Genomic DNA, 26,597 nt, shown 5'->3' with positions numbered 1-26,597 from the left:
CCTGAGATGACCGTCACCGCCTCGCCCACCACCGCCTCGTCCACCCGGGCCGACGACCGCCGGCCGCCCGCCCTGGGCGGGTTCTCCGCCGCCGTGCTCGGCATCGAGATCCGCCGGGTGCTGCGCAACCGCCGGACCCTGGTGTTCATCCTGATCATGCCGGCGGTCTTCTTCCTCCTCTTCGGCCTGCCGCAGCGCGGTCAGCACCTGGACAACGGCATGCCGGTCACCGGTTGGATCATGATCAGCCTCGCCGTATACGCGGCGATGGTCGCCACCACCAGTGCCGGGGCGGCGGTCGCCACCGAGCGGGCGCTGGGCTGGAGCCGGCAGCTGCGGCTCACCCCGCTGCGCCCGGCCGCGTACGTGACCACAAAGGTCGCCGCCGCGATGGTGCTCGGCCTGCTCGGCGTGCTGGTCGAGTTCGCCGTCGGCGCCGCCTCCGGAGTCCGGCTGCCGGTGCACGTCTGGATCGAGTCCGGGCTGACCGCGTGGCTCGGCTCGCTGGTCTTCGCCGCGCTCGGCCTCTTCGTCGGCTACCTCGCCCCGGCCGAGAACGTCATGCAGTTCATGGGCCCGGTGCTGGCGATCCTGGCCATGTTCGGCGGCCTGTTCTTCCCGCTCGACATGCTGCCCCACGTGATGCAGCAGATCGCCAAGTTCACCCCGGTGTACGGCGTCGGCCAGCTCGCCCGGTCCCCGTTGACAGGCAACGGGATGGACTGGGTGGCGGTCGGCAACATCGCCGCCTGGACCGCCTTCTTCGGCCTCGGCGCGGCCCGGCTGTTCCGCCGCGACACCACCCGCGTCTGACCCGCGGCGGCGGAGGCTAGCGTGTTCGTCGTGGCCGTGCCGTCGGAGCGTACCCAGCGGCCGGTGACCCATTGGCGGGTCACCGGCTGGCTGCTCGCCGCCGTCTGGCTCTTTTTCCTCAACATCCCGCTGCTCACCGCCCTGCACCAGGCCGAGCTCTGGCGGCGGGTGGTCGGCGCCGCCACCCTGCTCGCCTTCGGCGTGCTCTACGTCGCGGTCTTCCAGTGGGCGCGCGGCCGCCGGCAGGCGCACCGCGGCATCCCGCGTGACCGGGCCTGGACCGCCCTGGCGGCGCTGCTCGGGCTCGGGCTCGCCGGCATCCCGGGCACCGACGGGAGCTGGCTGACCACACTGGTCTTCGTCGCCGCCGCGGCGGTGTTCCTGCTGCCCACCCGCGAGGCGATGGTGGTGGTCGTCCTCGCCGCGCTGGCCCCGCCGGTCACCGCCGCGCTGGTGCCCGCCTGGGAGCCCGAGGGCACCGTGGTCTTCGCGGTGGTGCTCGCCTCCTTCGCGATGTTCGGGGTGACCCGGCTGGCCCAGCGCAACGCCGAACTCCAGGCCGCCCAGCAGGAGATCGGCCGGCTGGCGGTGGCCGAGGAACGCGCCCGCACCGCCCGGGACCTGCACGACATCCTCGGGCACTCGCTGACCGTGGTGGCGGTCAAGGCCGAGCTGGCCGGGCGGCTGCTGGAGCTGGACCCGGCCCGCGCGGCCACCGAGATCGCGGATGTGGAGCGGCTGGCCCGGCTGGCCCTGGCCGACGTGCGCGGCACCGTCGGGGCGTACCGGGGGGTGAACCTGGCGACGGAGCTGGCCGGCGCCCGCTCGGCGTTGGCCGCCGCGGGCATCGCCGCGGAGCTGCCGGAGTCGGCGCCGTCGCTGCCGGCGGAGCGGGACGAGCTGTTCGGCTGGACGGTCCGCGAGGGCGTGACCAACGTGGTCCGGCACAGCGGGGCGCGACGCTGCGAGATCCGGGTGAACCCCGCGGCGGTGGAAATCCGTGACGACGGCCGGGGGCCGGCCGGCGAGCCGGACGCGGCGGGGCACGGCCTGGTCGGGTTGCGCGAGCGGGCCCGGCGGCTGGACGCCACCGTCACCGTCGTCCGTCGTCCCGGCGGCCGAGGCTTCCTGCTCCGGGTGGCCCTGCCGGCCGGGGCCGGCGAGCGGGACGGAGGATGACCGGATGAGCGAACCGATCAGGCTGCTGCTCGCCGACGACCAGGCGCTGGTCCGGGGGGCCCTTGCCGCGCTGCTGTCGCTGGAGCCGGACCTCACCGTCGTCGCCGAGGTGGGCCGGGGCGACGAGGTGGTCCCCGAGGCCCGCCGGACCCGGCCCGACGTGGCGCTGCTGGACGTGGAGATGCCCGGCCTGGACGGGATCGCGGCCACCGCCGCGCTGCGGGCCGCGGTGCCCGCCTGCCGAGTGCTGGTGGTGACCACCTTCGGCCGCCCCGGCTTCCTGCGCCAGGCGATGGAGGCGGGCGCGAACGGGTTCGTGGTCAAGGACACCCCGGCCCGGCAGCTCGCCGACGCGGTGCGCCGGGTGCACGCCGGGTTGCGGGTGGTCGATCCGACCCTGGCGGCGGAGACCCTGGCCACCGGGCCGAGCCCGCTCACCGAGCGGGAGACCGAGGTGCTGCGTACCGCCCGGGGCGGCGGGACGGTCGCCGACCTGGCCGCGACGCTGCACCTCTCCGAGGGGACGGTCCGCAACCACCTCTCCTCGGCGATCGGCAAGACCGGAGCCCGCAACCGGGCCGACGCGGTCCGGGCCGCCGAGGAGAACGGCTGGCTGCTCGGCGCGTGAAAGGAGGGGTGCGGCCGCCGGCCGGTTCGACGGACCGGTCGAGAAATTCGCCACCGCCCCTGATCCGTGCGCGCCGTCCGTCCGTACCGGAGGAGGGAGCAGGGTGCGGTCGGTGGGGGCGCCGCCGCGAGACGATCGAGGAGCAGATGGCCCGGGCACAGCAGCACGAGAAGCCGTTGACGGTCCGGACCACCAGCAGCAGCCGTGGCGCCCGGACCATGTCGAAGCCCGCCGTGGTCGCGCTCGGCGGGTCCGCGCTCGCCATCGGGTGGGCCGGCATCGAGCTGGCCGGCGCGGGCAGCGCCATGTACGCGTACGGATTCTTCTTCACCGAGTTCTTCGCCGGGGTGGTCGCCCTGGTTTCCCTCAGCCTCACCGTGATGTTGGGGCTGCTCGCCACGGACCGGCTGGTGCTGCTCATCCGGCACCGGGTGCTGCTCCAGTCGGCGCACCGGGCCACCGGCATCCTCGGTGTGGCGGGGTTGGTCGTCCACATCATCACGAAGATCTCGATCGGCCGGGCCGGGCCGACCGACGCGATCGTGCCGTTCATCGGCGGCAGCGGCCTCTACGTCGGGCTGGGCACGGTCGCCTCCTTCCTCATGGTGAGCGTGCTCTGGACCGGTCTGATCCGGGTGCGCTTCGCCGGCGTCGGTCCCAAGTGGTTCTGGCGGGCCCTGCACTCGATGGCGTATGTCTCCTGGCCGTTCGCGCTGGTCCACGGGCTGAACGCCGGCCGGGCCGCGAACACCTGGGTGGTGGTCAGCTACCTCGCCTGCGTTCTGCTGGTGCTGGTGGCGCTGCTGGTCCGCCTCTCCGTCCACCTCGGCAGGCGCAGCCGGGAGCAGCACCAGGCCGCCGCCCTGAACCAGGCGATGACCGGCCGGCCGGAGAGCACGGGCCGGCTCGCCGGCCTGACCCGCACGCGGGCCGCCGGCAAGGAGGAGAGCAAGCCGGCCCGGGGCCGGGAGGGCAGTTGGGTGGAGTCCTCCACCACCTGGACCGCGCCGGCCGGCACCGCCCGCCGCCGCGACCCGGAGCGGTTCGCCGTACCGGTGGTGCCGGAGCCCGGGTCGCTGCGCGAGCCGGTCCGGGCGGCGGCCGCCCGCCGCCGGCGCGGGGAGGAGCCGGTTCCGGCGGGCCGCCGCCGCGACGCCGAGCGGCCGGCCCGCCGCTACCGGGACGAGGAGGAGCGGACCACCCGCCGGTTCCGGTCCGCCGAGGACGCCGCCGCCCGCTACTCGTCCCCGCCCCGGCGGGCCGACGAGCCGGAGGAGCCGTGGGACAGCCCGCGCCGGTGGGGGACCCGGCCGGTCTCCGGCGAACCGGTCTCGGCCGGCCCGATCTCCGGCGGGCCCGTGTCGGGCAGCCGGATCTCGGCGGGGCCGCCCAGCGGCGGCGGGCGGCACAGCGTCGAGGAGGACGTGCCGGAGGAACCGGACTACTGGCGTCCGCCGGCCCGGTACGCCCCCGAGGCGGCGTTCGTGGACGACACCCCGACCCTGGTCGACCTGGCCTCCCGCCGGGCGCTGCGGGCGTCCGGGGAGAGCCGGTCCACCCGGCGGCGGCGGGCCAACGCCGACGCGGTGGACGGGGCGTACTGGGCCGGGCTGCGCGGTGAGGCGAAGTGATCCGGACGACCGTGCCGCCGGTGGCGTGCGTCGGCGAGCCGCGGCTCACCGCCGGCTTCGCCGACTTCGGCCGGCTCGACCTGACGGCCCACGAGCACGTGCACGGGCCGATCGGGCCGATGGAACCGGCCGCGCTGCTCCGGCTCGCCGAGGCGATCGACCTCAAGGGCAAGGGCGGGGCGGGTTTCCCGTTCGCCCGCAAGCTGCGCGCGGTGCTGGAGTCCGGCGAGCGGCAGGACCTCTCCGCCGTGGTGGTGGTCAATGCCACCGAGGGCGAGCCGGCGAGCTGGAAGGACAAGGTGCTGCTCACCCGCGCCCCGCACCTCATCCTCGACGGCGCGGCGCTGGCCGCGTACGCGCTGGATGCCGAGGAGATCGTGATCGGCGTGGCCGACGACGACGTCGGCCGGCCGTCGCTCACCGAGGCGCTGCAGGAGCGGCGGATGCCGGTACCGACCAGCATCGTCACCGTGCCGCACCGGTTCATCTCCGGCGAGGGCGGCGCGCTGGTCAACGGCATCAACGGTCTGCCGCACATCCCGCCCGGCACCAAGAGGCGCTCCAGCGACTCGGGTGTCAACGGGCTGCCCACCCTGCTCTCCAACGCCGAGACGTTCGCCCAGCTGGCCGTCGCCGCCCGCATCGGCCCGTACGAGTACGCCGCGCTCGGCACCGACGACGAGCCGGGGACCGTGCTGCTCACCGTCACCGGGGCGGCGAAGCGCCCGGCGGTGGTGGAGTGCGCCGCCGGCACCCCGCTGCGGGAGATCCTCGAACTGTGCGAGGTGCCCGACGGGCCGGGGATCCTGATGGGCGGCTACCACGGCAAGTGGATCACCCCGGAGGCGGCGGACCGGGCCGAGGTGTCGCGCACGGGCCTCGCCGCCGTCGGCGGCACCCTCGGCGCCGGGATCATCGTCCCGCTCAGCGGGGACACCTGCCCGCTCGGCGAGGCCGCCCAGGTGGTCCGATACCTGGCCGGCGAGTCCGCCGGGCAGTGCGGGCCGTGCAAGATGGGCCTGCCCGACCTGGCCCGCGCCGTCGACCTCGCGGTCTCCGGCAGCGCCCCGATCGAGGTGGTCCGGGCCGCGGCCGGGAACGTGAAGGGGCGCGGGGCGTGCAGCCACCCGGACGGCACCGCGCGTTTCGCCCTCTCCGCCGTGGAGGTGTTCGCCGAGGACCTTCGGCTGCACGCCACCGGCGAGGGCTGCGGCAAGCGGGTGACGGGCGTGCTGGGCCTGCCCGGGGCACCCGACGCCAACCCGCAGAAGCTCACCCTGGACTGGTCCCGCTGCGACGGTCACGGGCTCTGCGCCCACGTGGTGCCGGACTTCATCCGGCTCGACGGCAACGGATACCCCGCCTTCCCCGCCACCCCGGTGCCCACCTGGCTGCGCCAGGGCGCGCTCAAGGCGGTCAAGGTCTGTCCCGAACTCGCGCTGCGGCTGGTCAAGGCCGAGTAGCCGACGTCAGCGGAGACGCGGACGCCCGACGAACGGCGGGGGCCGGGCGGTGCCCGACCCCCGCCGTCGCGGGTCGACCGGTCAGCGGATCGGGGTGAGCAGGTCGGCGCCCAGCTTGTCGCGGAGCACCTCCGGCACCAGCACCGAGCCGTCGGCCTGCTGGAACTGCTCCAGGATGGCCGGGAAGAGCCGGCTGGTGGCCAGCGCCGAGCCGTTCAGGGTGTGCACGAAGCGGGTCTGCTTGCCGCCCGGCTCGCGGTAGCGGATGGCCGCCCGGCGGGCCTGGTAGTCGCCGCCCCAGGAGACCGACGACACCTCCTTGTACTTGCCGGTACTCGGCATCCAGACCTCGACGTCGAGGGTCTTCTTCATGGCGGCGCTGGCGTCGCCGGCCGCGAGCAGGCTGGTCTGGTAGTGCAGCCCCAACTTCTCGACCAGGCCCTCCACGTGGGCGACCATCGCCGCCAGCGCGGCGTCCGCCTGCTCGGGCAGGGTGAACTGGAAGATCTCCACCTTGTTGAACTGGTGGCCGCGCACCGTGCCGCGCTCGTCCGAGTGCGAGCCGGCGGCCTCACGCCGGTAGCACGGGGTGTACGCGAACGCCTTCAGCGGCAGCTTCGCGGTCTCCAGGATCTCGTCCTGGAACGCGCCGAGGATCGCCGTCTCCGCGGTGGGCAGCAGGAACTGGCCGCGCGGGGCGGACTGCTTGTCCAGGTGGTAGACGTCGTCGTAGAACTTCGGGAACTGCCCGGCGGCGAAACCGGCGGAGTCGAGCAGCAGGTGCGGCGGGAGCAGGAACTCGTACCCGGCCGTGATGTTCTGCTCGATCAGCCAGTTGACCAGCGCCCACTCCAGCCGGGCACCCATGCCGGTGTACATCCAGAAGCCGGAGCCGCCGAGCTTGACGCCCCGCTCGTGGTCGACCAGGCCGAGCGCGCGGGACAGCTCCACGTGGTCCCGGATCTTCTCGATGTCCGGCGGCGCGCCGAAGGTCTTGACGACCTGGTTCGCCTCCTTGCCACCGGCGACCACATCGTCGGCGGGCAGGTTGGGCAGCTCGCTCATGGCGGAGCGCAGCCGGGACTGCACCTCGTCGAGCTGGGACTCCAGCTCCGCGAGCTGCTTGCGCTCGGCCTCCGGCGCGACCGGCTCCGGCGTGGCGCCGGACCGCTTCGCCTCCGCGTACGCCCGCGCCTCCGCCTTGCGGCGCTGCCGCTCGGCGTCGATCTCCGTGATCAGGGCGCGACGTTCCTGGTCGAGCCGCTGGATCTCGTCCAGCGCCCGGTTGACCTCGGCGGGATCCAGACGCTTCGCCAGCGCGGTCGCCACCGCCTCGCGATCCTTCCGGATCAACTCCATGTCGAGCATGCTGCTCCGTACGCCTCCGTCCAGGCAGTCAGGTGGGACCCTCAGATGCTACCGTCGCGGCCCGTCCCGCCCGCCCGGCACCCGCACGGCCGGTCAGAGCCGGACCGGCATGAGGATGGAGAAGACGTCCTCGTCGTCCGGGCGGCGCACGGCCAGCGGGGCGATCGGGCCGTCCAGCTCCAGCACCAGCTGACCCCGGTCCCCGGCGTCCAACGCGTCGAGCAGGTACTCCCGGTTCACGCCCACCCGCACCGCGTCCGGCCCGGCCGTCTCGTCCGGCCCGACCACCCGCACCCCGCCCCGCTCGTCCAGACCGAGCACGGCCACCTCGGCGCGTACCCCGTCGTGCTCGCGGACCAGCATCGGTGCGCCGCCGGCGGTGAGCGCGGCGCGCAGCGCGACCACGTCGACCGGGATCCGGAACGTGGGCGCGCCGGTGACCTGCCCGTGCAGCAGTCGGCGGTAGTCCGGGAAGTCGTAGGACGGCACGGCGGTGGCCACGACGCGGCCGGCGACCGAGACCTCGACCCGGTCCGGGCCGACGGTGAGGTGCGCCTCCGGGGTGATCCCGGCGCCGGTGTCCAGCAGGGCGCGCAGCGCGTCCACCACGTCCACCGGGAGCAGTGCGCGCACGGCCGGGCCGTCGATCTTCCCGGTGACCCGGGCCACGGCCAGCCGGTGCCGGTCGGTGGCGACCAGCCGTACGCCGTCCGGCTCGACGTCCAGCAGCACGCCGGCCAGCACCGGCAGCTCGGGGTCGGTGCCGACGGCGAACCGGACGGCGTCGACGGCGGCGGCCAGGTCGACGCGGGACAGCACGAGGCGGGTGGTCAACGGGATCTCCTCCGGGTCGATCAGGGTGCGGATCCGGGAGAGTTCACGGCGGGCGTCGGCGAGGCCGTCCTCCAGCCGGCGCAGGTGCGCGTCCAGCAGCCGGTGCACCACGGCCGGCTGGTGCCGGTGCCGCAGCGCCTCGGCGATCCCGGCCAGCGGCATGCCGACCCGGCGCAGCCCGGCGACCAGGCGCGCCGGGGCGACCTGGTCGTCGGTGTACCAGCGGTAGCCGGTGGCCGGGTCGACCCGGGCCGGGACGAGCACGCCGGACCGGTCGTAGAACCGCAGCGCGCTGACCGTCAGCCCGCTGCTCCGGGCCAGCTCGCCGATGCTGCGCAGTTCGCTCTCCACGACGTCGGATCCTGGGCCCTCAAGTCGGTCGAGGGTCAAGCGTCGACCACCCGGAACGTGATGCCGGCCTGGACCAGCCGGTCCAGCAGGGCGTCACCCATCGCCGTCACCGTGGTCACCTGCCCGGCGGTGGGCGGCAGGTCGTCGTACGCCAGGCAGAGGGCGGACTCGGCGAGCATCTTGGCGGTCTCGTCGTACCCGGGGTCGCCGCCGGCCACCTCGGTGAGCACCCGCCGGCCACCGCCGGTGCCGACGAACCGGACCCGGAACCAGGACTTCGCCCGCTGCTCGGCGCTCGGGCCCTGCCCGGAGGAGAGCCGGCCGAGCAGCCAGCGCCGGGTCGGCGGTAGCTTCACCAGCCCGACCAGGCCGGCCAATCCCACCCCGGCGGCGAGGATGGTCGGCAGTCGCTTCACCGCGGCGAAGTGGCGGTAGCGGAAGTCCGGGCCGTACTCCGGGCGGGCGGCCGCCGAGCGGCGGACGACCTGCGGGTCGATGGTGGGCAGCGGCACCGCCCACAGGCCGAGCTCCTTCACCCGGCCTACCTTCCCCGGCACGGCCCGGACCCGGCGCCCCTCCGGCCGCGGTTCGACCGCCTTGCGCGCCTTCGCCGCCCGGTTCATCTCCGCGGTGCGGGAGAACGCGGTGAGCGCCGAGTGGTAGGTCCCGGCGGAGAAGCGCCCGCCGGCCCGGACGTAACCGTCCACCGTGACCGGCCCGTCGGTGGGGAGCTGCCGCACGGTGAACCAGGCGCCCAGGTCGTGCGGGATCGAGTCGAAGCCGCAGGCGTGCACCAGGCGCGCCCCGGTGCGCACCGCCTCCGCGTGGTGCCGCACGTACGTCAGGTCGACGAACTCCGGCTCGCCGGTGATGTCGACGTAGTCGGTGCCGGCGGCGGCGCAGGCCGCGACCAGCGGCTCCCCGTGGTGGATGTACGGGCCGACGGTGGTGGCGACGACCCGGGCGCTCTCCGCGACCACGCGCAGCGACGCCGGGTCGGTGGCGTCCGCGGTCAGCAGCGGCAGCTCGGCCAGGCCCGGGTCGAGCGCGGCGAGCCGGTCCCGCACCGCGGCCAGCTTGCCCGGGTTGCGCCCGGCCAGCGCCCAGCGCAGCCCGTCCGGGGCGCGCCGGGCCAGGTATTCGGCGGTGAGGCCGCCGGTGAACCCGGTGGCGCCGAAGAGGACGAGATCGTACGGGCGGTCGTCGCGCATCCGCCGAGTGTGCCACTCCCGGCCGCGCCGATCACGGGGAGAAGACCGCCCGGACGCAGCCGTCGGCGCGGTCGCGGAAGAGCGTGTAGCCGTCCGGGCCCCGCTCCAGCGGCAGCCGGTGGGTGGCCAGGTGCTCGGTCCGCAGCTCGTCGCGGGCCATCCGGTCCAGCAGCATCGGGATCCAGCGCTGCCCGTGCTGCCGGGCGCTGCGCACGGTCAGCCCCTTGTTCATCACCGCGCCGAGCGGGAACGTGTCGACGAAGCCGGTCCAGGTGCCGAGGACCACCACGGTGCCACCCTTGCGGCAGGCGTGCACCGCCTCGCGCAGCGCCAGCGGCCGCTCCGCGCCGCCGCCGAGCCGGCCGAGCAGCCCTGGCGGCCCGGCCGCCATGCCGACCGCCTCCACGCACACGTCGGGGCCCCTTCCGCCGCTGCGTTCCCGCAGCTCGGCGGGGACGTCCACGTACCGGTAGTTGAGCGGTTCCGCGCCGACGTGCCGCTCGGCCATCCGCAGTCGGTCGTCGTGGTCGTCGACGATCACCACCCGGTGCGCGCCGCGCAGCAGGGCGGCGCCGGCGGTGAGCTGGCCGACCGCCCCCGCACCCCAGACCGCCACCACGTCGCCGCGCGTCACGTCGCCCAGCTCGGCGCCCATCCAGCCGGTCGGCGCGGCGTCCGAGGCGAAGACGGCCCGGTCGTCGCTGACCGCCTCCGGCACACTGAACGCACCGACGTCGGCGTACGGCACCCGCACGTACTCGGCGTGGCTGCCGGCGAAGCCGCCCATCGGGGCGGGGTGGCCGTAGCAGCCGGCGGTGGGCTGACCCCACGCCACCTCGGCCGCCGCACCGTCGGCGGTGCCGTTGTCGCAGCAGGCGAAGAGGCCCTGCCGGCAGAACCAGCAGACACCGCAGGCGACCGCGGCGCAGACCACCACCCGATCGGCGATGCGGTGCCGGCGTACCTCCGGGCCGACCTCGACCACCTCACCGAGGAACTCGTGCCCGAGCACGTCCCCGGCGGCCAGGTGCGGGATCCGCCCGGCCAGCAGCGGCAGGTCCGCCCCGCAGGTGACGCTGCGCCGTACCCGGACGATCATGTCCTGCGCGTTGCGCAGTTCCGGGTCGGGCACCTGGCGCACCGCCAGCTCGTCGGCGCCCTCCCAGCAGAGCGCCCTCACCCGGACACCCCCGGGCGGTCCAGCCGGGAGCGGTCGGCGCGGAGCACCTCCCCGGTCTCGGCGAGCTGCTTGGCCTCGCGCAACACCTGCCGGAGGAACCGGCCCGGGTCGTCCCCGACCAGGTGGGCGGCCATCCCGGGCAGCTTCGGCTCGCCGCCGAGCGGCCGGGCCGCCAACTCGGTGCCGCGCCCGCCGGGGGCCAGCCGGGCGTACAGCTCCACCACGCCGTCGAGCCGGCGCAGCGGCTCCGGCCACCGCCCGGGCGGGAGCACCTCCTCGGGCCGGCCGGCCACGGTCACCACCTGCCAGCGCCCGGGCCGCGGGTCGCCGGCCGCGCGGGGCCGGCGCCGCCACCGGCGTACGAGGGCACGCCCGGCGGTCGCCCCGGCGACCACCGCGAGGGTGGTCGCGCCACCGGTCAGCCGTCCCATCCGTGTCACCTGCCCCTCCCGTCGTCGCGGGTCGCCGGGCGGCCGGTCACGCGCGGCCGGCCGCCCGCGTGCCTCCAGCGTCCGGCCCGCCCGGGTGAAGCGGGTTCGCCCCGAAGGGGTGAACCGGCCCGGGCCGGGTAACCGCTGCCCGCACCGCCGGGGGAGCGGACGCCACGGGGGAGGGCCGCATGCCGGAGGAGTCCGACCGCGTCGAGGTCGCCGAGACACCGTCCGACGTCACCGCGCCTGCTGGCGGTGCCGGGCTCGGCGTCACCGCGCCCGGCGGTGGGACGGCGGGCGGCGCGGGGACGGGGGGCAGGATCCCGGTGGTGCCGGCCGGGCCGACGCTGCTGGCGTCCCGGCTGGCCGCGCCCGCGCCGCCCGAGCCGGTGCTGGTCCGGCCCCGGCTGCTGGACCGGCTGGACCGCGGGGTGGCCGGCCCGGTGACCCTGGTCTCCGGGCCGGCCGGTTGGGGCAAGACCACCCTGCTCGCCACCTGGGCGCGCGCCGCCCGGGCCGAGCCGCCGCCGGCCTGGGTGGCGGTGGAGGACGGCGACACCGGTGAGCGGCTCTGGTCGTACCTGGCGGCGGCGCTGCGAGCCGCCGTGGCGGGCGGACCGGACGGCGGAACCCCGCCGCCCGTGCCGGACGCGCCGCCCCGGCCCGACCAGCTCGAACTGCTCGCGGCGGCGCTCGCCGCCCGGGACCGTCCGGTGCTGCTGGTCCTGGACGACCTGCACCGGATCACCGACCCGGCCGCGCTGACCGGGCTGGAGTTCCTGCTCCGGCACACGGACGGGCGGCTGCGCCTGGTCGCCGGGGCGCGCACCGAGCCGCCGCTGGCCCTGCACCGCTGGCGGCTGGCCGGGGAGCTGACCGAGATCGGCCCGGCCGAACTGGCCTTCACCGACGACGAGGTCGCCGACCTGCTGGTGGCGCACGCGGTGCCGCTGCCCGCCGCGGCGGTGCCGCGGCTGCGGGACCGCACCGGCGGCTGGCCGGCGGGCCTGCGTTTCGCCGCGCTGGCGCTGCGCGCCGAGGCGGACCCGGCCCGGGCGGTCGTGCGGTTCGGCGGTGACCAGCCGGACGTGGCCGGCTACCTGCGTGACGAGGTGCTCGCCCCGCTGGCTCCGGACGCCCGGGACGTGCTGCGGCGCAGCGCCGTCGCCGCGGCCGTCTGCGCCGACCTGGCGGAGGCGGTGACCGGGCGGGCCGATGCCGGCCAGATGCTGGCCGACCTGGCCCGGGCCGGCGGCTTCCTCCAGCACGACGGCGGGAGCCCGCCCTGGTACCGGTGCCACCCGCTGCTCGCCGACCTGCTCCGCGACGAGCTGGGCCGGCTGCCCACCGAGGAGCTGCGCGACCTGCACCTGCGGGCCGCCGGCTGGTACGCGGGCAACGGCCGGCCGGCGGAGGCGCTGCGGCACGCGCTGGCCGGCGGCGAGTGGGACCGGGCCACCGAGTTGCTGATCGCCCGGTGGCCGGAGCTGGTGCCGTACGAGCGGGAGGTCTCGGTCGGCCAACCGCCGGCCGCGCCGCCCGACGAGGCGGTCGGCCGGGACCCGGAGCTGGCGCTGGCCTGCGCCGCGGAGCGGGCGTACGCGGGCGACGCCGAGGCCGCCGCCGGGCATCTGCGGCGCGCCGTCGGGTACGCCCGCGACCTGCCCGCGCCACGCCGGGACCGCTTCCGCCGGCTGGCCACCGCGCTGGAACTCACCCTGGCCCGGCTCGGCGACGACCACGGGGCGGTACGCCGGGCCGCGGCCCGGCTGCTCGCCACCCGCCCCACCCCGGCCGGGCCGGGCGACGACCCGCGCGCCGGGGCCGGGGAGGATGCCGACGCCCGGGCGGTCGCCGGCACCGCGCTCGGCCTGGCCGCGCTGGCCGAGGGGGAGCTGTCGGTCGCCGGGGAGCGGTTCGCCGAGGCGCTCACCGCCGCCCGGGAGGCGGGCCGGCCGCGGACGGAACTGGTCTGCGCGAGCCGGTCGGCGCTGCTGGACGTGGTCCGGGGCGAGCTGCGGGCGGCCGAGCGGACCGCCCGGGAGGCGCTGGGCATGCCGCCCTGCCAGGGCTGGTCCTGCCGGGTGGACTGCGGATACGCGTACCTGGCGCTGGCCCTGGTGGCCTGGCACCGGGACGAGCCGACGGAGGCCGCAGCGCACCTGACGCTCGCCGGCCCGGCCACCGCGGACCCGGTGGCGGCCGCGCTGGCCGCGCTCTGCCGGGCCGAGCTGCTGGCGGCGGGTGGCGAGCCGGCCGCGGCCCTGCGGGCCGTCGCCGAGGCCCGGGAGACCGCGCCCGGGCCGGAGCTGGCCGCCTGGCTCATCGCCGGCGAGGCGCAGCTCCGCGCGGCGGTCGGCGACGCGGACACCGCCCGCGCCCGGCTCACCGACGCATTGCGCGCCGCCCCGACGGCGGGCGAGGCCGGCCCGGCGGAGCCACCGGCCTCCTGGGTGGACGAGCCGGGGCGGGGTGGCGGGCCGGGCCCGGACGGGGAGGCCGGGCCCGGTGCGCCGGATCGGCCGACCAGTTCCGGCGGGCCGGCGGCGGCCCTGGGGGTGGCGCTGGCCCGGGTGGAGCTGCGGGCCGGTGACCCGCGGGCCGCCGGGCGGGCGCTGCCCGACTGGGCGGGGCCTACGGCCCGCTCCTGGCCGCTGCCGGTACGGCTCGCCGCCGGCCTCCTCGACGCGGTGCTGGCCCGCGAGGGCGGCGACGACCGGCGGGCCGGGCGGGTCCTGGAGCAGGTGCTCGACCTGGCCGGGCCGGAGGGCTACCGGCGGGTCTTCACCCGCGCCGACCCGGGGGCACGCGACCTGCTCGCGACCCACCTGGACTCCGGTACGGCGCACTGGGCGACGGTGAGCGACCTGGTGCGGGGGGCGGACGAGCGGCGCGCCGACGAGCCGCCGGAGCGGCCGGGCGGGCCGGAACGGGCGCTCGACGAGCCGCTCACCGAGCGGGAGCTGACCATCCTGCGCTATCTGCAGAGCATCCTGTCCAACGTGGAGATCGCCAGCGAGCTGTCCCTGTCGGTCAACACGGTGAAGACCCACGTCCGCAACATCTACCGCAAGCTCGACGCGACCCGCCGGCGCGAAGCGGTCCGGCGGGCCCGTGAGCTCCGGTTGATCTGACGGCTCTGCCGTCCACCAGGGTTGATCTGACGGCTCTGCCGTCCATCAGGGTTGATCTGACGGCTCTGCCGCGTCGGGTCAGGCGTTCGCGGCGGCGTCGACGGCGGCCAGCAGGTCGGCCAGGTCGTAGCCGCCCTCGTGGCGGACGTCGTTGACGAAGAGGGTCGGGGTGCCGTTGACCCCGCTGCGGATGCCGCCGACGAAGTCGCGCCGGACCCGGTCGGCGTGCGCGTGCCGCCCGACCTCCGCGCCGATCTCGTCGGGCGGCAGTCCGAGCTGCTCGACGCCGAGCGAAAGGTGCACCGGGTCGAGCTGGTCCTGGTGCTGGTAGAGCCAGTCGTGCATCTCCCAGAACCGGCTCTGCCGGCCGGCGGCCTCGGCGGCTTCGGCCGCGCTCTCCGCGTACGGGTGCACGTTGGCGATGGGGAAGTGCCGGTAGACCAGCCGGACGGTGTCGGCCCGCTGGCGCAGCAGCTCGGCCAGGTTCGCGTACGCGGCCCCGCAGAACCGGCACTGGTAGTCGCCGTACTCGACGATGGTCACCGGCGCGTCGACCGGCCCGCGGGCGTGGTCCGTCTCGGTCACCGGGATCCGCAACCGGGCGGTGGTGACCTGAAGTGGCGTCGTCATCGGGCCGTCACCGGCCGATCCGGGTCGCCGTCAGGGTGGACCCGGGCGCGGGACGCCCGGGTGTGGTCAGCCCGTTCGGATCAGTCATGGTTCCCACCCTCGTCCGCGGCCGGGTGAGCGGGGATCACCCGCCCGGGGTGGTTCGACTCAACGCCCCACTGTCACATGGTTGTGCACCTCGCGGATGCCGGGCGCGGACCAGACGACCCGCTCGATCTCCTCGCGCTCCGGGATCGAGTGCACCAGGCCCGCGAGCACCGCCGTGTCGCCGTGCACCCGGACGCTGATCCCCTCCGCCTCGGTGGCGCCGTTGCGGGCCAGCGCGTCCACGATCCGCTCGGCCAGCCCGCGCGCGTCGGCGCTGATGCCCGGCCGGACGGTGATCCCGTTACTCACCCCGCGTACGCCGGTGAGCCGACCGACCGCCCGCTCGGCGGCCCGGCGCTGGTACTCCCACTCGACCTCGCCGTGCAGGGTGACCCAGCCGTCGGCGACGGTCACGTTCAGCGCCTCGATCGGCACGAACGCGTCCCATTCCAGGGCCCGGCTGGCGGCGGTGGCGATCTCGGGGTCGCTCTTCTCGGCCGAGGTGGCGATCCGGACGGCGAGGTCGTTGGCGACCGCCCGGACCCGGGACACCCGGTGCGCGGCCCGTTCGGCGGCCCACTTCTTGGCGTAACTGTCCACCGAGCCGGTCAACGTCACCACTCCCTCGGTGACGGTCACCCCGATCTCGTTGGGACGTACCCGGGGCTCCCAGGTCAGCTCGTCGAGCACGTCGGACTGGATGTCCTGGTCGGTACGCGTGATGGTCGCGGTGGCCATCGGTGGCTCCCTCCCGGATCGGTTCGCGGCGCGGGCGTCGGCGGCCGGCGCGGACACCCGCACCACCGATCCTGTCCGCGCCCCGGGTGACGTGCCGTCACCCGATCCGGGTGGGGTACCGGCGGGGTCGATCTTGGTGAGTAGGCTCGGCCTACCGCACCCGCGACGAGAGGGGTACGCCCGATGCATCCGATCAGGATCGCCTACCTGACCGCCGCTCGCTCGGCGGTGACGCTGCTTGCCGACCCGGCGGTGGCGAAGGAGTGGGACGCGGCCAGCGCCCTCGCGGAGTTCCGGGTCGGTGGGCTCGCCGGCCACCTGGCGTCCCAGATCCTCGCCGTGCCCGGGGTGCTCGCCGAGCCGGTCCCGCCGGGCGAGCCGGTCGGCCTGCTCGACCACTACGCCCGGGGCACCTGGCTCGGCGCCCCGGTCGACGACGAGGTGAACGTGGGCATCCGCCGCTCCGGGGAGCGGATCGCCGCCGACGGCCCCGCGGCGCTGCTCGCCGCGGCCGGCGCGGCGGTCGACGACCTGTCCGCCGCGCTGCCGGCCGAGCCGGACGGCCGGGTCGTGCACCTGGCCCGGGGGCCGTGGTCGCTGGCCCTGGAGGACTACCTCACCACTCGGCTGATGGAGCTCGCCGTGCACTCAGACGACCTCGCGGTGAGCGTCGGCGTGCCCACCCCGGAACTGCCCGCCGAGGCGCTGGATCCGGTGCTGGCCCTGCTCGCCCGCCTCGCCGTACGCCGGCACGGGCAGCCGGCCGTGCTGCGGGCGCTCAGCCGGGCCGAGCGGGCGCCGGCGAACGTCACCGCGTTCTGAGCCGCACCGAACCACGCGGCGGCGCCCCGGCTCGGGAACGCCGCCGCGTGGGTTCGGTGTTGATCAGTCGTCCAGGCCGACCGGGGAGTCCGGCCGGTCCACGTCCACGAACTCGATCTCGTCCAGCTCGCGCAGGCGGCTCCCGGCGGCCCGGGCGGCGGTGCCGGCGGCCCAGCCGAGCGCCGCGCCGGCCAACGCCGCGGCGATCAGCATGCTCCAGGGCAGGGCCGGCCGGCGGCCGGCGAGCGCGTCGACGGCGAGGCTGGCCCGGCGGCGGGCCTCGTCGGCGGCGGTGCCGACCAGGTCGGTGGCATCGTCGGCCAGCCCCGAGCCGTTGCGGCGGGCGGAGCGGGCGACGTCCCGGACGCTGTCCCCGGCGGAACTGACGGCGGAGAGCAGCTGCTCCCACGCCTGGTCCGCGATCCGCTCGGGCTTGCTCCGGCGGTCCAGCAGGGTGGTTCCGAACATCGTGTTACCTCCTCGGGGTGCCGAAGTCCCGGGGGTCACATCGGACTCCGGTGGTCATCCGGCGTGTGACGGTTCGCTCACCGGGCTGTGCCCGCCCGGGAGTCGGCGCAAACCACCCCGGCGGGCCGGCCGCCCCCGCCCGGCGTACGGGGGGAGGAACCGCCCGAACGCGCCGGGATCGCCGGGTGCGGGCCAGACGGGCGGCGGCCCGCTACCCTGGGTCGGCGGATCGGCCGGCACCGTCGGTCGTTGAATCTCCAGAGAGTTGTCCCAGGGAAATCAGGAATCATCGGGTCCGGAGTGGGATGCCCAGGTGTGCCCAGTCCGCGAATTGCTCATCCCGAGGGGTGGCGACCGAAGGCGTCGGAGGAATACTCTCGGTCGCGGCCCGCGTACTGATGAGGCGCCCGCAAGGGCGAGTGGAGGTGCTCGCGTGAGCCTGTCGATCGTGAAGTCGGTTCTGTCGGGTGGTGTCGTCCAGATCGCTCCGCGGGGCGAGATCGACGTCGACACCGCGTACGAGGTGCGTGAGGCGATCGCCGAGGTGCTCGCGAAGGGCCGTCCGTCCCGGATCGAGCTGAACATGCGGCTGGTCCACTTCATCGACTCGGTCGGCATCAGCGCGATGGTGGCCGGCTTCCAGACCGCCGAGGTCAGCGGCGTCAAGCTGGTGGTCACCGAGCCGAGCCGCTTCGTACACCGGCAGCTCTGGGTGACCGGTCTGCTCGGCCTCTTCGGCGCTCCCGATCCCTACTTCGCCGACAGCGGCTCCGAGTTGCTCCCCGGCGCCTGACCCCGCGCTCGCTCGCCCAGGCCGGAGAGCTCCACGTCGCCCGGCCTCCCCGCCGGCCCGGCGTCATGCTCGAGCGCGCGGCGGGGGACCTTCGACCGTTGCCAGCCAGGCCCCGGTACGGGACGATCGTCCGGACCGTCGACGGCGAGGGGGCACCGCTTGCTCAACAGCGACAGCTTCAGCTACACGGTGCAGGCCCGCTGCACCCGGGCGCAGGCGCTGGCCCTGCTCGGTGACCTGAACCGGCAGGGCGAGCTGCACCCGCTGATCGTCCGGGTCCGCGAGCTGCCGCCCCGCCCCGGCGCCCTGGCCAGCTACGCGATCACCGACCGGCTGGAGCTCGGCCCGCTGCATTTTCCGGTCACCTACCAGGCCGACGTGCTGGTCGCCACCGAGGACGAGGTGGTGACCGTGGCCCGGCAGCAGCCGGCCACCACCGTGCGCAACCACACCCGGCTGCGGGATGAGCCGGACGGCGTGGTGCGGATCGACGTCGAGATCACCCTCTCCGCCCCGGCGCCCCTGTTCGGGTACGCCTTCCGGCAGGCCCGGGCGGCCCACCTCGGGCTGGCCAGCCGCCTCGGCGCGACCCTGGAGGGGCGGGCGGCCTGAGTCAGGCCCGCCGGCCGGCCGGCACCGCCCGCCGGCTCGCCGGCGCGGTCGCCCGCCGCAGCCGTCCCCACGGCTTGTACGTGGAGAGCACGGTGGCGATGATCAACAGGGTGCTGGAGACCGCGGGCGGGATGACCAGGTCCAGCCGGTCCCGGGCGGTGAGGTCCGGCGCCAGGTCGCCGAGCCGGCGCACGGTCGGGGTGAGCAGCAGCAGGACCAGTCCGAGCATCACGGTGGTGATCGCGAACTTCACCAGCACCCAGCGCCAGCGCAGCAGACCCCACGGGGTGAGCAGCGCGCTCGCCACCCCGACCAGCCACACCGCCACGCTCAGCGGGGCGAAGAGGTAGGTGACCAGCAGCCCGGCGGTCGGGTAGACCGACTCGGGGTCGGCCCCGCGCAGCCCGGCGACACCCAGGGTGAGCAGCACCAGGTCAGCGCCGAGCCAGCCCAGCGAGGTGACCAGGTGCAGGGTGAGCAGGGCCTTGCGTCCGGTGGGGGAGAGTCGGCTCATGCCACCGATGCTGGTCCGCCGTCGGCCCGCCGTCGTGGGGCGCGGGACGACATCCGGCGTACGTCGTGGGGCGTAGCGGCGCCGGACGGTCGGCGTGCCCGGTCGGGGGTGGCCCGCCGGGGGAGGGCCACCCCAGGACTCAGTAGACCGACAGGTGCACGTGGTTGGTGTGGTCGCTGGACGGGTCGCCGTTCCCGCCGCTGTACGCCTTCCACCCGCTGCTCGGCAGCCAGATCTGCCTGTACCAGATGACGTAGAGCACGGCGAGCGCGTCGGCGTTGCGGATGAAGTACGCCGCCAGGTTGTTGCCGTACGTCTTGTCGCCGCCGGTGGCCACGCCGCCGAAGCCGTCCTTCTGCGCCGCGAAGTCGCAGGCCCGGCCCTTCGGGTGCTCGCCGGAGCCACTGGGCCGGTAGCACGAGACGTACCGGGTGAACCCGGCCGCCTTGGCCTGCTGGAGGGCGTGCAGCGTGCGCGGGGTGATGCAGCCGTCAGCCGGCGTCGGGTCGTTCACGCTGCACGACTCCGGCGGCCAGGAGCCGTCGGCGTTGCGCGGCGCCGGTGTGGCGGTCGCCCGGGAGGTGCCCTGCACGGTGCCGCCGCCGGCGCTGGGCGCCCGGTTGTTGGCCACCTCGAGCGCGTGCTCCGCCTGCTGCTTGCGCTTGGCCATCACCGCGACCTGCTTGCGCTGCTCCTGGATCTCCCGGTTGAGCGCGGCCTGGGTGCGGGTGGCCTGGTCCTGGGTGTCCAGCAGGTCGCGCAGCGCCCGGTCCTCGTGCGCGGCGACCTGCTGCAGTGCGGCGGCGCGGTCCATGAAGCCGTCCGGGCTGCTGCTACCGAGCAGCGCCGCGGCCGTGCCGAGCCGTCCCGTCCGGTACGCGACCCCGGCGATCTCGCCGACCTTGGCGTCGCGGGTGCCCAGCTCGGCCTTGATGGTGGCGAGGTCGGCGGTGAGCTGCTTCTGCCGGCTCACCGAGCGGTTCAACGCGGTCCGCGCCTCCAGCCAGCCCTTGCTGGCCGCGTCGAGCTGGGCACGAAGCGCCGGGGTGCCGCCCTCGTCGTCGCCGCCGGGTGCGGCGAGCAGGCCGGTCGGGGAGGCCGCCGAGGGGGGGGAGACCGGCCCGGTCGCGACGCCGAGGGCGAGCGTCGCGACGAGCAGGGCCGCCAACCGGGCGGCCGTCCGTCGTACAGGTGCCACTGGTGGCATTCACGTGTCCTTCCGTCAACCGCCGACCGGGTTAGCTGACGGGTTCGGGACGGAAGATCCCTACCGCTGACGCGGATGCACCCCAGGTGCGTGGTTCCCCGGCTCGCCGTGGTGCGGCGATTAGGCGACGGCCACCGCAGGCGCCGGAGGGCGCCGCCCGGCGGGGGCCGCGAACGAGCCTACCGGCGGTGCGCCGACCCGGCCCCGGCGGCGGGGACGGACAGTCGGACTAAAACCGGCATAAGTGCACAATAGCCACTCGAATTTAAGCCTGTCCTAATTACCACTCGACTGACCCGCACGCCCCGGCGGACGCCCCGGGTTCGATCTGCAACGTGGCGTGGTCGATCCGGAAGTCCTCGTGCAGGGCGGCCCGGGCGGCGGCCAGCACCTCGCCGACCTCCGCGCCGGCGGCCATGGTCAGGTGCGCCGAGGCCACCTCCATCCCGGAGGTGAGCGTCCAGACGTGCAGGTCGTGCACCTCGGCGACGCCGGGCACCGCGGCCAGCCGGTCGTGCACCGCGGTCACCTGGAGGTGCTCCGGGGCGGCCTGCACCAGGATGCGGACGGCGGCCCGGCCAAGTCGCCAGGTGCGCGGCAGGATGAACAGCCCGATCGCGACCGCGACCAGCGGGTCCGCCCACCACCAGTCGGTGAGCGCGATGACCAGGGCGGCGCCGATCACGCCGAGCGAGCCCAGCAGGTCGCCGAGCACCTCCAGGTACGCCCCGCGCAGGTTGATGCTCTCCTGCGCCCCGCTGCGCAGCAGCGCGAACGCGGCGAGATTGGCGAGCAGGCCGAGCACCGCCACGGCCAGCATCGGTCCGGCGAGGACCTCCGGCGGTTCGCCGAACCGGCGCACCGCCTCGACGAGCACGTAGACGGCGACCGCGCCGAGCAGCACCGCGTTGGCGAGGGCGGCCAGCACCTCCAGCCGGTAGAGCCCGAAGGTGTGCTGCGGGTCGGTGTTCGCGCGGCGGGTGGCGGTGATCGCGGCGAGGGCCATCCCGATGCCGAGCACGTCGGTGAACATGTGCCCGGCGTCGGAGAGCAGGGCCAGTGACCCGGTGGCGAACGCGGCCACCGCCTCGACCAGCATCAGGGCGGTGAGCAGCCCGAGCGCGGCCCAGAGTCGACCCCGGTGGCGCTGCGCGGCGTTGGCCACCGTGCCGCTGTGGTCATGACCTGCGCCCACGCCCACACCCTCTCGTTCCCCGCCCCGGCTGGGCTCAATCTATGCTCACATCGCTATGTGTGCAAGTGAGCGGCCCGGAGCCGTCGTCAGCCGGCCGGGTCCAGCGTGGTGAGGCGCTGGGTGGCCCGGGACAGCGCCACGTAGAGCGTCCGTACGCCCGAACCCGGGTCGGCGCGGATCTCGCTGGGGGCGACCAGCACCACGCCGTCGTACTCCAGGCCCTTGGCCTGGAGGCTGGTCACCACCTGGAGCCGGGAGCCGCCCAGGGCGCCCAGCCAGCCGGCCACCTCGTCCCGGCGCGGCACCGGCGTGATCACACCTACCGTCCCCTCGACCTCGGCCAGCAGCGCACGGGACGCCGCCACGGTGGCCGGCGCCAGTTCGGCGGCGGGCACGGTCAGCTCGACGGGATCGACGCCGGTGGAGCGCACCGCGGTGGGCAGCGGCAGGTCCGGGTCGAGGCGGCGGATCTCGGCCGCCGCCACCGCGAAGATCTCCGCCGAGTTCCGGTAGTTGGTGGTCAGCTCGTAGCGGTACCGGCGATGCCGTCCCAACGCCTGGTCACGGGCCCGGGTCAGCTCCTCCGGGTCGCCCGTCCAGGCGGTCTGCGCAGGGTCGCCCACCACGGTCCAGGAGGCCAGCCGACCCCGCCGGCCGATCATCCGCCACTGCATCGGCGAGACGTCCTGCGCCTCGTCGACCACCACGTGGGCGTAGTCGCGGTAGTCCTCCGGCCGCTCCCGGGCGGCGGCCCGGGCCGCCCGCTGTCGATCGGCGAACGTGCTCAGCTCCCGGACGCCCCCGGCGAGCTGGAACGGGTCGCGCTTCGGCTTCGGCCGCCGGACCGGCTTGCCGAGCAGCGCGTCCAACTCGTCCAGCAGCGCGATGTCGGCGATGGTCAGCCCGTCGCCGTCCAGGCTCCGGTACGCCTCGGACAGCAGCCGGATCTCCGCTCCGGACAGCACGCCGCCGGCGTACCGGCGTAGCCGCTCGGGGCGGGCCAACCAGCCGAGCACGTGCCGGGGGTGCAGCCGCGGCCACCACCCCTTCAGGAACTCCCGGAACTCCGGCCGGTCGATGATCTCGTCCTCGAAAGCGGGCTGCTCCGGCAGCCGGCCGATCCGCAGCGTGCGGGCCTGCGCGTACAGGGCGGCCAGCACGGCGTCGAAGCCAGCCCGGCGCACCTCGTTGCGGCGCGCCCCGCGGCGCAGCGCCCGGTCCCGGATCGCGTCCAGCTCGTCCCGCCCCAGCCGGAGCAGCTCACCCCGGTAGAGCAGGCGCAGCTCGGTGGGGGCGTCCGGCGCCGCGTCCCGGACCGCGCGCTCGAGCACCCGGCGCATCCGCAGGGAGCCCTTCACCGCCGCCACCTCCGGCCGATCGGTGCGGGTCGCCGACATACCCGGGAAGAGCGAGCCGAGCGAGTGCAGGGTGGCCGTCTCCTCGCCCAGCGAGGGCAGCACCGAGGCGATGTACTCGACGAACACCCCGGACGGGCCGACCACCAGGATGCCGCCGCCGGCGTAGCGGGCCCGGTCGGAGTAGAGCAGGTACGCCGCCCGGTGCAGCGCCACCGCCGTCTTGCCGGTGCCCGGGCCGCCCGAGACGATCGTGACGCCGTTGCCGGGAGAGCGGATCGCCTCGTCCTGCTCCCGCTGGATGGTGGCGACGATGTCCCGCATGCCCCGGCCGGTGGCCCGGGACAGGGTGGCCAGCAGCGCGCCGTCGCCGACCACCGCCAGGTCCGGCGGCGCCGACTCCGGGTCCAGCAGGTCGTCCTCGATCCGGGTGACCTGCTCCGCCGACGACTGGATGGTGCGCCGGCGCACCACGCCCATCGGCTCCGCCGGGGTGGCCTGGTAGAACGCCGCGGCGGCTGGCGCCCGCCAGTCCACCACCAGGGTCTCGGCGTTCTCGCCGCGCACCCCGAGCCGCCCCACGTGCAGCACCTGCCCGGTCCGCAGGTCGAGCCGGCCGAAGACCAGCCCCTCGTGTTCCGCGTCCAGCACGTGCCGCCGCTGGGCCGCGTGGAAGACCATCGCGTCCCGCTCCACCAGCGCGCCGAAGTTGCCCACCCGGGCCAGCCGGTAGCCCTCCCGCTCGGCCTCGGCGGCCGCGCGACGCAGCTCCGCGAGCCGGGCGTACACCCGGTCGAGATGCCGCTGTTCGACGGCGATCTCCCGGTCCAGGGTGGTCTGGTCGCTCAACGCGGAGGCTCCTGAGGGTCACGTGGCGGGCACGACGGGCTGAATGAGGGTACGGGCCGCCGCCCCGGCCCCTCTCGGGGCCATGCCGGTGCCCGTGGCCCGCCCGTGCCGGTTGCCCGTTATCCGGCCGTTCCCACCCCTTGTCCGGGCGTTCCCGCCGTCGCTGCCGACCGGTTCTCCGCTCCGCACGGGGCGGCCGGCCGGGCCAGCGCCTGGTCGAGCACCGCGGCGAGGGCCACGTTCACCTCGTCCGGGCGTTCCATCATGAGCATGTGCCCGGCGCCCGGGCAGACGGTCAGCTCGGTGGTGGGCAGCGCCGCGGCGATCGACTGGGCGCAGGGCGGCGGGGTGAGCCGGTCCCGTTCGCCGACCAGCGCGGCGGCCGGCAGGTGGCCGACCGCGGCCAGGGTGTCCAGCCGGTGCTGGGCGCCGATCGAGGCGCGGAACCCGCCGATCGAGCGGAGCGAGGCGTGGGCCACCGCCGAGGTGACCAGCCGGATGTCGGCCGGGTCGCAGCGGTCCCCGAAGAGCATCCAGCGGATGCTCGGGCGCAGCGCGCGGAGCAGGGCGCGCGGCGGACGCCAGGAGCCGCACCGGGCGAGCACCCCGGCGCCGGTGGTCTCGGCCAGCCGGATCAGCCGGGCGATGCGGGGCGAGAGCCCGTAGACGGTGTGGGTGTGCCCCTCGGCGGTGGTCGAGACGAACACCAGCCCGGCGGTCCGGGCGGCGAAGTGCTCCGGGTGGCGGTGGGCATACTCCATCACCGTCATCCCGCCCATCGAGTGCCCGACCAGGACGATCCGCCCGGTGGGGGCGATCCCGTCCAGCACCGCGGCCAGGTCGTCGCCGAGCTGGGCCAGAGTGGCCGTCCGCAGGGCCATGCAGCTGGACCGGCCGTGCCCGCGGGCGTCGTACGTCACCACTCGGACCCGGTCGCCGAACCGCGACCGAAGCTCGGCGAGCTGGCGGTGCCAGCTGCGCCCGTCCAGGGTCCAGCCGTGCAGCAGGATCGCGGTGACCTCGGCGTCGACCGGCCCGGTGGCCTCGACGTGCAGGCGTACGCCGTCGGGAAGCCGTACCTCCAGCTGCTCCGGCATCGTCAACCTCCCCGGCCCCACCGGTTGTCTTCACACCGGTGTAACCCGGCGGTAACAACCGGCTACCCCTCATGACAGCACGCCAACCGCGGTGGTGAGAAGATTCCCAACCCGGCTCCGCCCGGTCGGATCGACGACCAGGCTGGAAGGCATGCCGCCGACCCCCGACCCGGCCGCCGGAGCGGCGCGGACCCCGCGTACCGCCCTGGCCGAGCTGCTGGCCGGCAACCGGCGCTTCGTCAGCGGACAGCCGGTGCACGGCCACGACGTCACCGCCGCCGCGGCGGTAGCCTCCGGCGATCAGCAGCCGTACGCCGTGGTGCTGGGCTGCATCGACTCGCGGGTGCCGCTGGAGGCGATCTTCGACCAGACGTTCGGCTCGATCTGCGTGATCCGCACCGGCGCGCACGTCCTCGACCGTGCGGTCCTCGGTTCGATCGAGTACGTGGTGGGGCAGCTCGGGGTGCCGTTGGTGATGGTGCTCGGGCACGAGCGCTGCGGGGCGGTCGGCTCGGCGGTCGAGGCGCTGCGGACCGGGCAGCGCCCGGGCGGGTCGCTGGCGTACGTGATCGACCGGATCGCCCCGGCGGTCACCGAGGTCGGTGCGGAGGATCCGGACGCCCACCCACTGGCGATCCGCCGGCACGTCCGGCGGACGGTGGCCACGCTGCGCGCCGACGACCTGCTCGCCGGCCCGGTCGTGGCCGGGGAGGTCGCGGTGGTCGGCGCCCTCTACGACCTGGCCACCGGCGAGGTGGCGCTGCTGGCGGAGGAAGGCCCGGAGAAATGACGAACCGCCCGCCGGGTGACCCCGGCGGGCGGTTCGTGGTGACGCGGGTGTGAGGGCCTCAGCCCTCGAAGACACCGGCCTCGACGAGACGCTTCTCGGTCTTGTCCCAGCCGTGGTCCGGGTGGGTGGCCGCGAGAGCGTTGATCTCGGCGCGGACCTTGGCAGCGTGGCCGGCGGCGGCCAGCGTCCGGATCTCCTCGACGAAGGCCTCGGAGTCGGTGCGCAGGTGCGCGGTCTTGCCGTTGGTCAGGTTGCGCACGTAGGCGTGCTTGCCGCCGTTGAGCGGGATGAGGTACTTGAACTCGCCCAGCACGCTGAGGGCGCCACCCTGGCCAGCCTGGCCGGCCCGGACTGACGCGCGCGCGGTCTTAGAGGTGTTGCTCGCCACGGAGGTACTCCTTGCAGACGTACGGGAGGACTGAAACGTCCGGGGGCTGTTGCGGGTGATGCCCGGATGAGCCTCGGCCCGCGAAGATGTACGGCGGCACAGAACCGCCCACAGAACTGTACACGACCTCGACGCCTGGCTGGTCATCGCGCCGTCATGGTGGTCAACCGGGTCAGCCGCCCGGGTATTTCCGCCGACGGGCACCGGCGAATTTTCCGATTCGCTGGCGCACCGTCCGTCACAACGGTCATCATGTGTTGCAGAGGCCACTCGGGTGGACGAGGTCGTAGGGGAAGACGCACCTCGCTCTCCGGGAGGTCACCGTGCCAACGCGTGGCGTCGTATACGTCCACTCGACCCCGCTCGCCGTGTGCTCGCACGTCGAGTGGGCGATCGCGCGCGTCCTCGCCGCGCCGGTCAACCTGCACTGGACGGCCCAGCCCGTCGATCCAGGCGCCCGGCGCGCCGAGTGCGGATGGACCGGCAGCCCGGGGACCGGCGCCGAGCTGGCTGCTGCCCTCCGGCAGTGGCCCATGATCCGTTTCGAGGTGACCGAGGAGCCGAGCCCGGGTGTCGACGGGGAGCGGTTCATGTACGTCCCGGGCCGGGGCCTGTTCCGGGCCACGGTCGGCGCGGCCGGTGACATTCAGCTCGGCGAGGACCGGCTGCGCAGCATCATGGCGTCCGCCCGGGCCCCGGAGGCGCTCGCGCACGCCCTCGACAAGGCGCTCGGCACCGCCTGGGACGCCGAGCTGGAGCCCTACCGGTACGCGGGCGACGGTGCGCCCGTGACCTTGCTCACCCAGGTCGGCTGACGAAAGGTCACGTT

25 protein-coding genes and 1 riboswitch are annotated in these 26,597 nt (G+C 75.4%); of the genes, 11 read left to right on the top strand and 14 right to left on the bottom strand.

Annotation, left to right across the window (positions count from 1 at the left end):
- The first annotated feature begins 6 nt into the window (after positions 1 to 6).
- The 5 genes from ACFYOS_RS23875 to ACFYOS_RS23855 all read left to right on the top strand — a co-directional run bounded on the left by ACFYOS_RS23875 (position 7) and on the right by ACFYOS_RS23855 (position 5,714).
- Positions 7 to 813: an ABC transporter permease gene (locus tag ACFYOS_RS23875; protein ID WP_387145577.1), complete on the top strand. Its 807-nt coding sequence runs from the start codon at positions 7 to 9 to the stop codon at positions 811 to 813.
- A gap of 30 nt (positions 814 to 843) precedes the next feature.
- Positions 844 to 1,992 (top strand): sensor histidine kinase, encoded by a 1,149-nt coding sequence (locus ACFYOS_RS23870; protein WP_387145574.1) that lies wholly within the window; start codon positions 844 to 846, stop codon positions 1,990 to 1,992.
- A gap of 4 nt (positions 1,993 to 1,996) precedes the next feature.
- The gene (locus tag ACFYOS_RS23865; RefSeq protein ID WP_387145571.1) at positions 1,997 to 2,620 is read left to right on the top strand and encodes a response regulator; all 624 of its coding nucleotides are present in this window, start codon (positions 1,997 to 1,999) and stop codon (positions 2,618 to 2,620) included.
- A 146-nt stretch (positions 2,621 to 2,766) separates the two neighbouring features.
- The gene (locus ACFYOS_RS23860) at positions 2,767 to 4,251 is read left to right on the top strand and encodes a hypothetical protein (RefSeq protein ID WP_387145568.1); all 1,485 of its coding nucleotides are present in this window, start codon (positions 2,767 to 2,769) and stop codon (positions 4,249 to 4,251) included.
- On the top strand, positions 4,248 to 5,714 hold the full coding sequence (locus ACFYOS_RS23855) for an NADH-ubiquinone oxidoreductase-F iron-sulfur binding region domain-containing protein (RefSeq protein WP_387145565.1): 1,467 nt from the start codon (positions 4,248 to 4,250) through the stop codon (positions 5,712 to 5,714). Before ACFYOS_RS23860 ends, ACFYOS_RS23855 begins: the two co-directional genes overlap by 4 nt.
- A gap of 81 nt (positions 5,715 to 5,795) precedes the next feature.
- Here the strand turns inward: ACFYOS_RS23855 and serS are convergent, their stop codons facing one another.
- The 5 genes from serS to ACFYOS_RS23830 form a co-directional block, all read right to left on the bottom strand.
- Complete coding sequence (serS, locus tag ACFYOS_RS23850; RefSeq protein ID WP_387145562.1) at positions 5,796 to 7,082, bottom strand: serine--tRNA ligase; 1,287 nt, start codon at positions 7,080 to 7,082, stop codon at positions 5,796 to 5,798.
- 93 nt (positions 7,083 to 7,175) lie between these two features.
- The gene (locus tag ACFYOS_RS23845) at positions 7,176 to 8,255 is read right to left on the bottom strand and encodes a MerR family transcriptional regulator (protein WP_387145673.1); all 1,080 of its coding nucleotides are present in this window, start codon (positions 8,253 to 8,255) and stop codon (positions 7,176 to 7,178) included.
- Positions 8,256 to 8,302: 47 nt separating this feature from the next.
- On the bottom strand, positions 8,303 to 9,478 hold the full coding sequence (locus ACFYOS_RS23840) for a saccharopine dehydrogenase family protein (protein ID WP_387145559.1): 1,176 nt from the start codon (positions 9,476 to 9,478) through the stop codon (positions 8,303 to 8,305).
- Positions 9,479 to 9,509: 31 nt separating this feature from the next.
- Entirely contained in the window at positions 9,510 to 10,658 is a 1,149-nt protein-coding gene (locus ACFYOS_RS23835; protein WP_387145556.1) for an alcohol dehydrogenase catalytic domain-containing protein, read from the bottom strand.
- Positions 10,655 to 11,089: a hypothetical protein gene (locus ACFYOS_RS23830; protein WP_387145553.1), complete on the bottom strand. Its 435-nt coding sequence runs from the start codon at positions 11,087 to 11,089 to the stop codon at positions 10,655 to 10,657. The genes ACFYOS_RS23835 and ACFYOS_RS23830 overlap by 4 nt, the downstream gene beginning before the upstream one ends.
- 188 nt (positions 11,090 to 11,277) lie before the next feature.
- Between ACFYOS_RS23830 and ACFYOS_RS23825 the strand changes: the two genes are divergently transcribed.
- Positions 11,278 to 14,223 carry a LuxR C-terminal-related transcriptional regulator gene (locus ACFYOS_RS23825; protein ID WP_387145550.1) on the top strand — a complete coding sequence of 982 codons (2,946 nt, stop codon included), beginning with the start codon at positions 11,278 to 11,280 and terminating at the stop codon, positions 14,221 to 14,223.
- A 78-nt stretch (positions 14,224 to 14,301) separates the two neighbouring features.
- Here the strand turns inward: ACFYOS_RS23825 and ACFYOS_RS23820 are convergent, their stop codons facing one another.
- Together ACFYOS_RS23820 and ACFYOS_RS23815 are read right to left on the bottom strand one after the other, a co-directional pair.
- Positions 14,302 to 14,853 carry a DsbA family protein gene (locus ACFYOS_RS23820; RefSeq protein ID WP_387145547.1) on the bottom strand — a complete coding sequence of 184 codons (552 nt, stop codon included), beginning with the start codon at positions 14,851 to 14,853 and terminating at the stop codon, positions 14,302 to 14,304.
- Positions 14,854 to 15,000: 147 nt separating this feature from the next.
- On the bottom strand, positions 15,001 to 15,678 hold the full coding sequence (locus tag ACFYOS_RS23815; protein WP_387145544.1) for a BON domain-containing protein: 678 nt from the start codon (positions 15,676 to 15,678) through the stop codon (positions 15,001 to 15,003).
- 183 nt (positions 15,679 to 15,861) lie between these two features.
- On the opposite strand from ACFYOS_RS23815, the gene ACFYOS_RS23810 reads away from it, so the two are divergent.
- The gene (locus ACFYOS_RS23810; RefSeq protein ID WP_387145541.1) at positions 15,862 to 16,500 is read left to right on the top strand and encodes a maleylpyruvate isomerase N-terminal domain-containing protein; all 639 of its coding nucleotides are present in this window, start codon (positions 15,862 to 15,864) and stop codon (positions 16,498 to 16,500) included.
- Positions 16,501 to 16,563: 63 nt separating this feature from the next.
- Here ACFYOS_RS23810 and ACFYOS_RS23805 read toward each other — a convergent pair whose 3' ends face one another.
- Positions 16,564 to 16,968, bottom strand: coding sequence for a hypothetical protein (locus ACFYOS_RS23805; RefSeq protein WP_387145538.1), 405 nt, complete (start codon positions 16,966 to 16,968; stop codon positions 16,564 to 16,566).
- A 433-nt stretch (positions 16,969 to 17,401) separates the two neighbouring features.
- Between ACFYOS_RS23805 and ACFYOS_RS23800 the strand changes: the two genes are divergently transcribed.
- Both ACFYOS_RS23800 and ACFYOS_RS23795 read left to right on the top strand, forming a co-directional pair.
- Positions 17,402 to 17,761, top strand: coding sequence for an STAS domain-containing protein (locus ACFYOS_RS23800; RefSeq protein ID WP_387145535.1), 360 nt, complete (start codon positions 17,402 to 17,404; stop codon positions 17,759 to 17,761).
- A gap of 159 nt (positions 17,762 to 17,920) precedes the next feature.
- Positions 17,921 to 18,373, top strand: coding sequence for an SRPBCC family protein (locus tag ACFYOS_RS23795; protein ID WP_387145532.1), 453 nt, complete (start codon positions 17,921 to 17,923; stop codon positions 18,371 to 18,373).
- A 1-nt stretch (position 18,374) separates the two neighbouring features.
- Here the strand turns inward: ACFYOS_RS23795 and ACFYOS_RS23790 are convergent, their stop codons facing one another.
- The 5 genes from ACFYOS_RS23790 to ACFYOS_RS23770 all read right to left on the bottom strand — a co-directional run bounded on the left by ACFYOS_RS23790 (position 18,375) and on the right by ACFYOS_RS23770 (position 24,590).
- A complete protein-coding gene (locus ACFYOS_RS23790) occupies positions 18,375 to 18,887 on the bottom strand; it encodes a DUF2269 domain-containing protein (RefSeq protein ID WP_387145529.1) in 513 nt (170 codons plus the stop codon).
- 139 nt (positions 18,888 to 19,026) lie between these two features.
- Complete coding sequence (locus tag ACFYOS_RS23785; protein WP_387145526.1) at positions 19,027 to 20,094, bottom strand: coiled-coil domain-containing protein; 1,068 nt, start codon at positions 20,092 to 20,094, stop codon at positions 19,027 to 19,029.
- Positions 20,095 to 20,098: 4 nt separating this feature from the next.
- A riboswitch (cyclic di-AMP (ydaO/yuaA leader) is annotated at positions 20,099 to 20,231 on the bottom strand.
- Positions 20,232 to 20,374: 143 nt separating this feature from the next.
- A complete protein-coding gene (locus ACFYOS_RS23780; protein WP_387145523.1) occupies positions 20,375 to 21,289 on the bottom strand; it encodes a cation diffusion facilitator family transporter in 915 nt (304 codons plus the stop codon).
- 86 nt (positions 21,290 to 21,375) lie between these two features.
- Positions 21,376 to 23,493: a HelD family protein gene (locus ACFYOS_RS23775; RefSeq protein ID WP_387145520.1), complete on the bottom strand. Its 2,118-nt coding sequence runs from the start codon at positions 23,491 to 23,493 to the stop codon at positions 21,376 to 21,378.
- A 119-nt stretch (positions 23,494 to 23,612) separates the two neighbouring features.
- Positions 23,613 to 24,590, bottom strand: coding sequence for an alpha/beta fold hydrolase (locus ACFYOS_RS23770; RefSeq protein ID WP_387145517.1), 978 nt, complete (start codon positions 24,588 to 24,590; stop codon positions 23,613 to 23,615).
- Positions 24,591 to 24,741: 151 nt separating this feature from the next.
- Between ACFYOS_RS23770 and ACFYOS_RS23765 the strand changes: the two genes are divergently transcribed.
- Entirely contained in the window at positions 24,742 to 25,380 is a 639-nt protein-coding gene (locus ACFYOS_RS23765) for a carbonic anhydrase (protein WP_387145514.1), read from the top strand.
- Between the two features lie 58 nt (positions 25,381 to 25,438).
- On the opposite strand, the gene ACFYOS_RS23760 is transcribed toward ACFYOS_RS23765, so the two are convergent.
- Positions 25,439 to 25,768, bottom strand: coding sequence for a hypothetical protein (locus ACFYOS_RS23760; RefSeq protein WP_387145511.1), 330 nt, complete (start codon positions 25,766 to 25,768; stop codon positions 25,439 to 25,441).
- Positions 25,769 to 26,091: 323 nt separating this feature from the next.
- Between ACFYOS_RS23760 and ACFYOS_RS23755 the strand changes: the two genes are divergently transcribed.
- The gene (locus tag ACFYOS_RS23755) at positions 26,092 to 26,583 is read left to right on the top strand and encodes a DUF3145 domain-containing protein (protein WP_387145508.1); all 492 of its coding nucleotides are present in this window, start codon (positions 26,092 to 26,094) and stop codon (positions 26,581 to 26,583) included.
- Positions 26,584 to 26,597 lie beyond the last annotated feature (14 nt).

It is taken from the genome of Micromonospora sp. NPDC005806, assembly GCF_042871425.1.
In the GTDB taxonomy this organism is placed as follows: Bacteria; Actinomycetota; Actinomycetes; order Mycobacteriales; family Micromonosporaceae; genus Micromonospora.
The sequence above is the reverse complement of the archived record's forward strand: the minus strand, read 5'-3'. Positions and strand labels throughout refer to the sequence as shown.

What these genes read in the sequence shown, in the direction of transcription:
- ACFYOS_RS23875 (WP_387145577.1), top strand. Translation starts at nt 7, where the DNA reads ATGACCGTCACCGCCTCGCCCACCACCGCCTCGTCCACCCGGGCCGAC.
- ACFYOS_RS23865 (WP_387145571.1), top strand. Translation starts at nt 1,997, where the DNA reads ATGAGCGAACCGATCAGGCTGCTGCTCGCCGACGACCAGGCGCTGGTC.
- ACFYOS_RS23860 (WP_387145568.1), top strand. Translation starts at nt 2,767, where the DNA reads ATGGCCCGGGCACAGCAGCACGAGAAGCCGTTGACGGTCCGGACCACC.
- serS (WP_387145562.1), bottom strand. Translation starts at nt 7,082, where the DNA reads ATGCTCGACATGGAGTTGATCCGGAAGGATCGCGAGGCGGTGGCGACC.
- ACFYOS_RS23840 (WP_387145559.1), bottom strand. Translation starts at nt 9,478, where the DNA reads ATGCGCGACGACCGCCCGTACGATCTCGTCCTCTTCGGCGCCACCGGG.
- ACFYOS_RS23830 (WP_387145553.1), bottom strand. Translation starts at nt 11,089, where the DNA reads ATGGGACGGCTGACCGGTGGCGCGACCACCCTCGCGGTGGTCGCCGGG.
- ACFYOS_RS23825 (WP_387145550.1), top strand. Translation starts at nt 11,278, where the DNA reads ATGCCGGAGGAGTCCGACCGCGTCGAGGTCGCCGAGACACCGTCCGAC.
- ACFYOS_RS23820 (WP_387145547.1), bottom strand. Translation starts at nt 14,853, where the DNA reads ATGACGACGCCACTTCAGGTCACCACCGCCCGGTTGCGGATCCCGGTG.
- ACFYOS_RS23815 (WP_387145544.1), bottom strand. Translation starts at nt 15,678, where the DNA reads ATGGCCACCGCGACCATCACGCGTACCGACCAGGACATCCAGTCCGAC.
- ACFYOS_RS23810 (WP_387145541.1), top strand. Translation starts at nt 15,862, where the DNA reads ATGCATCCGATCAGGATCGCCTACCTGACCGCCGCTCGCTCGGCGGTG.
- ACFYOS_RS23805 (WP_387145538.1), bottom strand. Translation starts at nt 16,968, where the DNA reads ATGTTCGGAACCACCCTGCTGGACCGCCGGAGCAAGCCCGAGCGGATC.
- ACFYOS_RS23790 (WP_387145529.1), bottom strand. Translation starts at nt 18,887, where the DNA reads ATGAGCCGACTCTCCCCCACCGGACGCAAGGCCCTGCTCACCCTGCAC.
- ACFYOS_RS23785 (WP_387145526.1), bottom strand. Translation starts at nt 20,094, where the DNA reads ATGCCACCAGTGGCACCTGTACGACGGACGGCCGCCCGGTTGGCGGCC.
- ACFYOS_RS23770 (WP_387145517.1), bottom strand. Translation starts at nt 24,590, where the DNA reads ATGCCGGAGCAGCTGGAGGTACGGCTTCCCGACGGCGTACGCCTGCAC.
- ACFYOS_RS23765 (WP_387145514.1), top strand. Translation starts at nt 24,742, where the DNA reads ATGCCGCCGACCCCCGACCCGGCCGCCGGAGCGGCGCGGACCCCGCGT.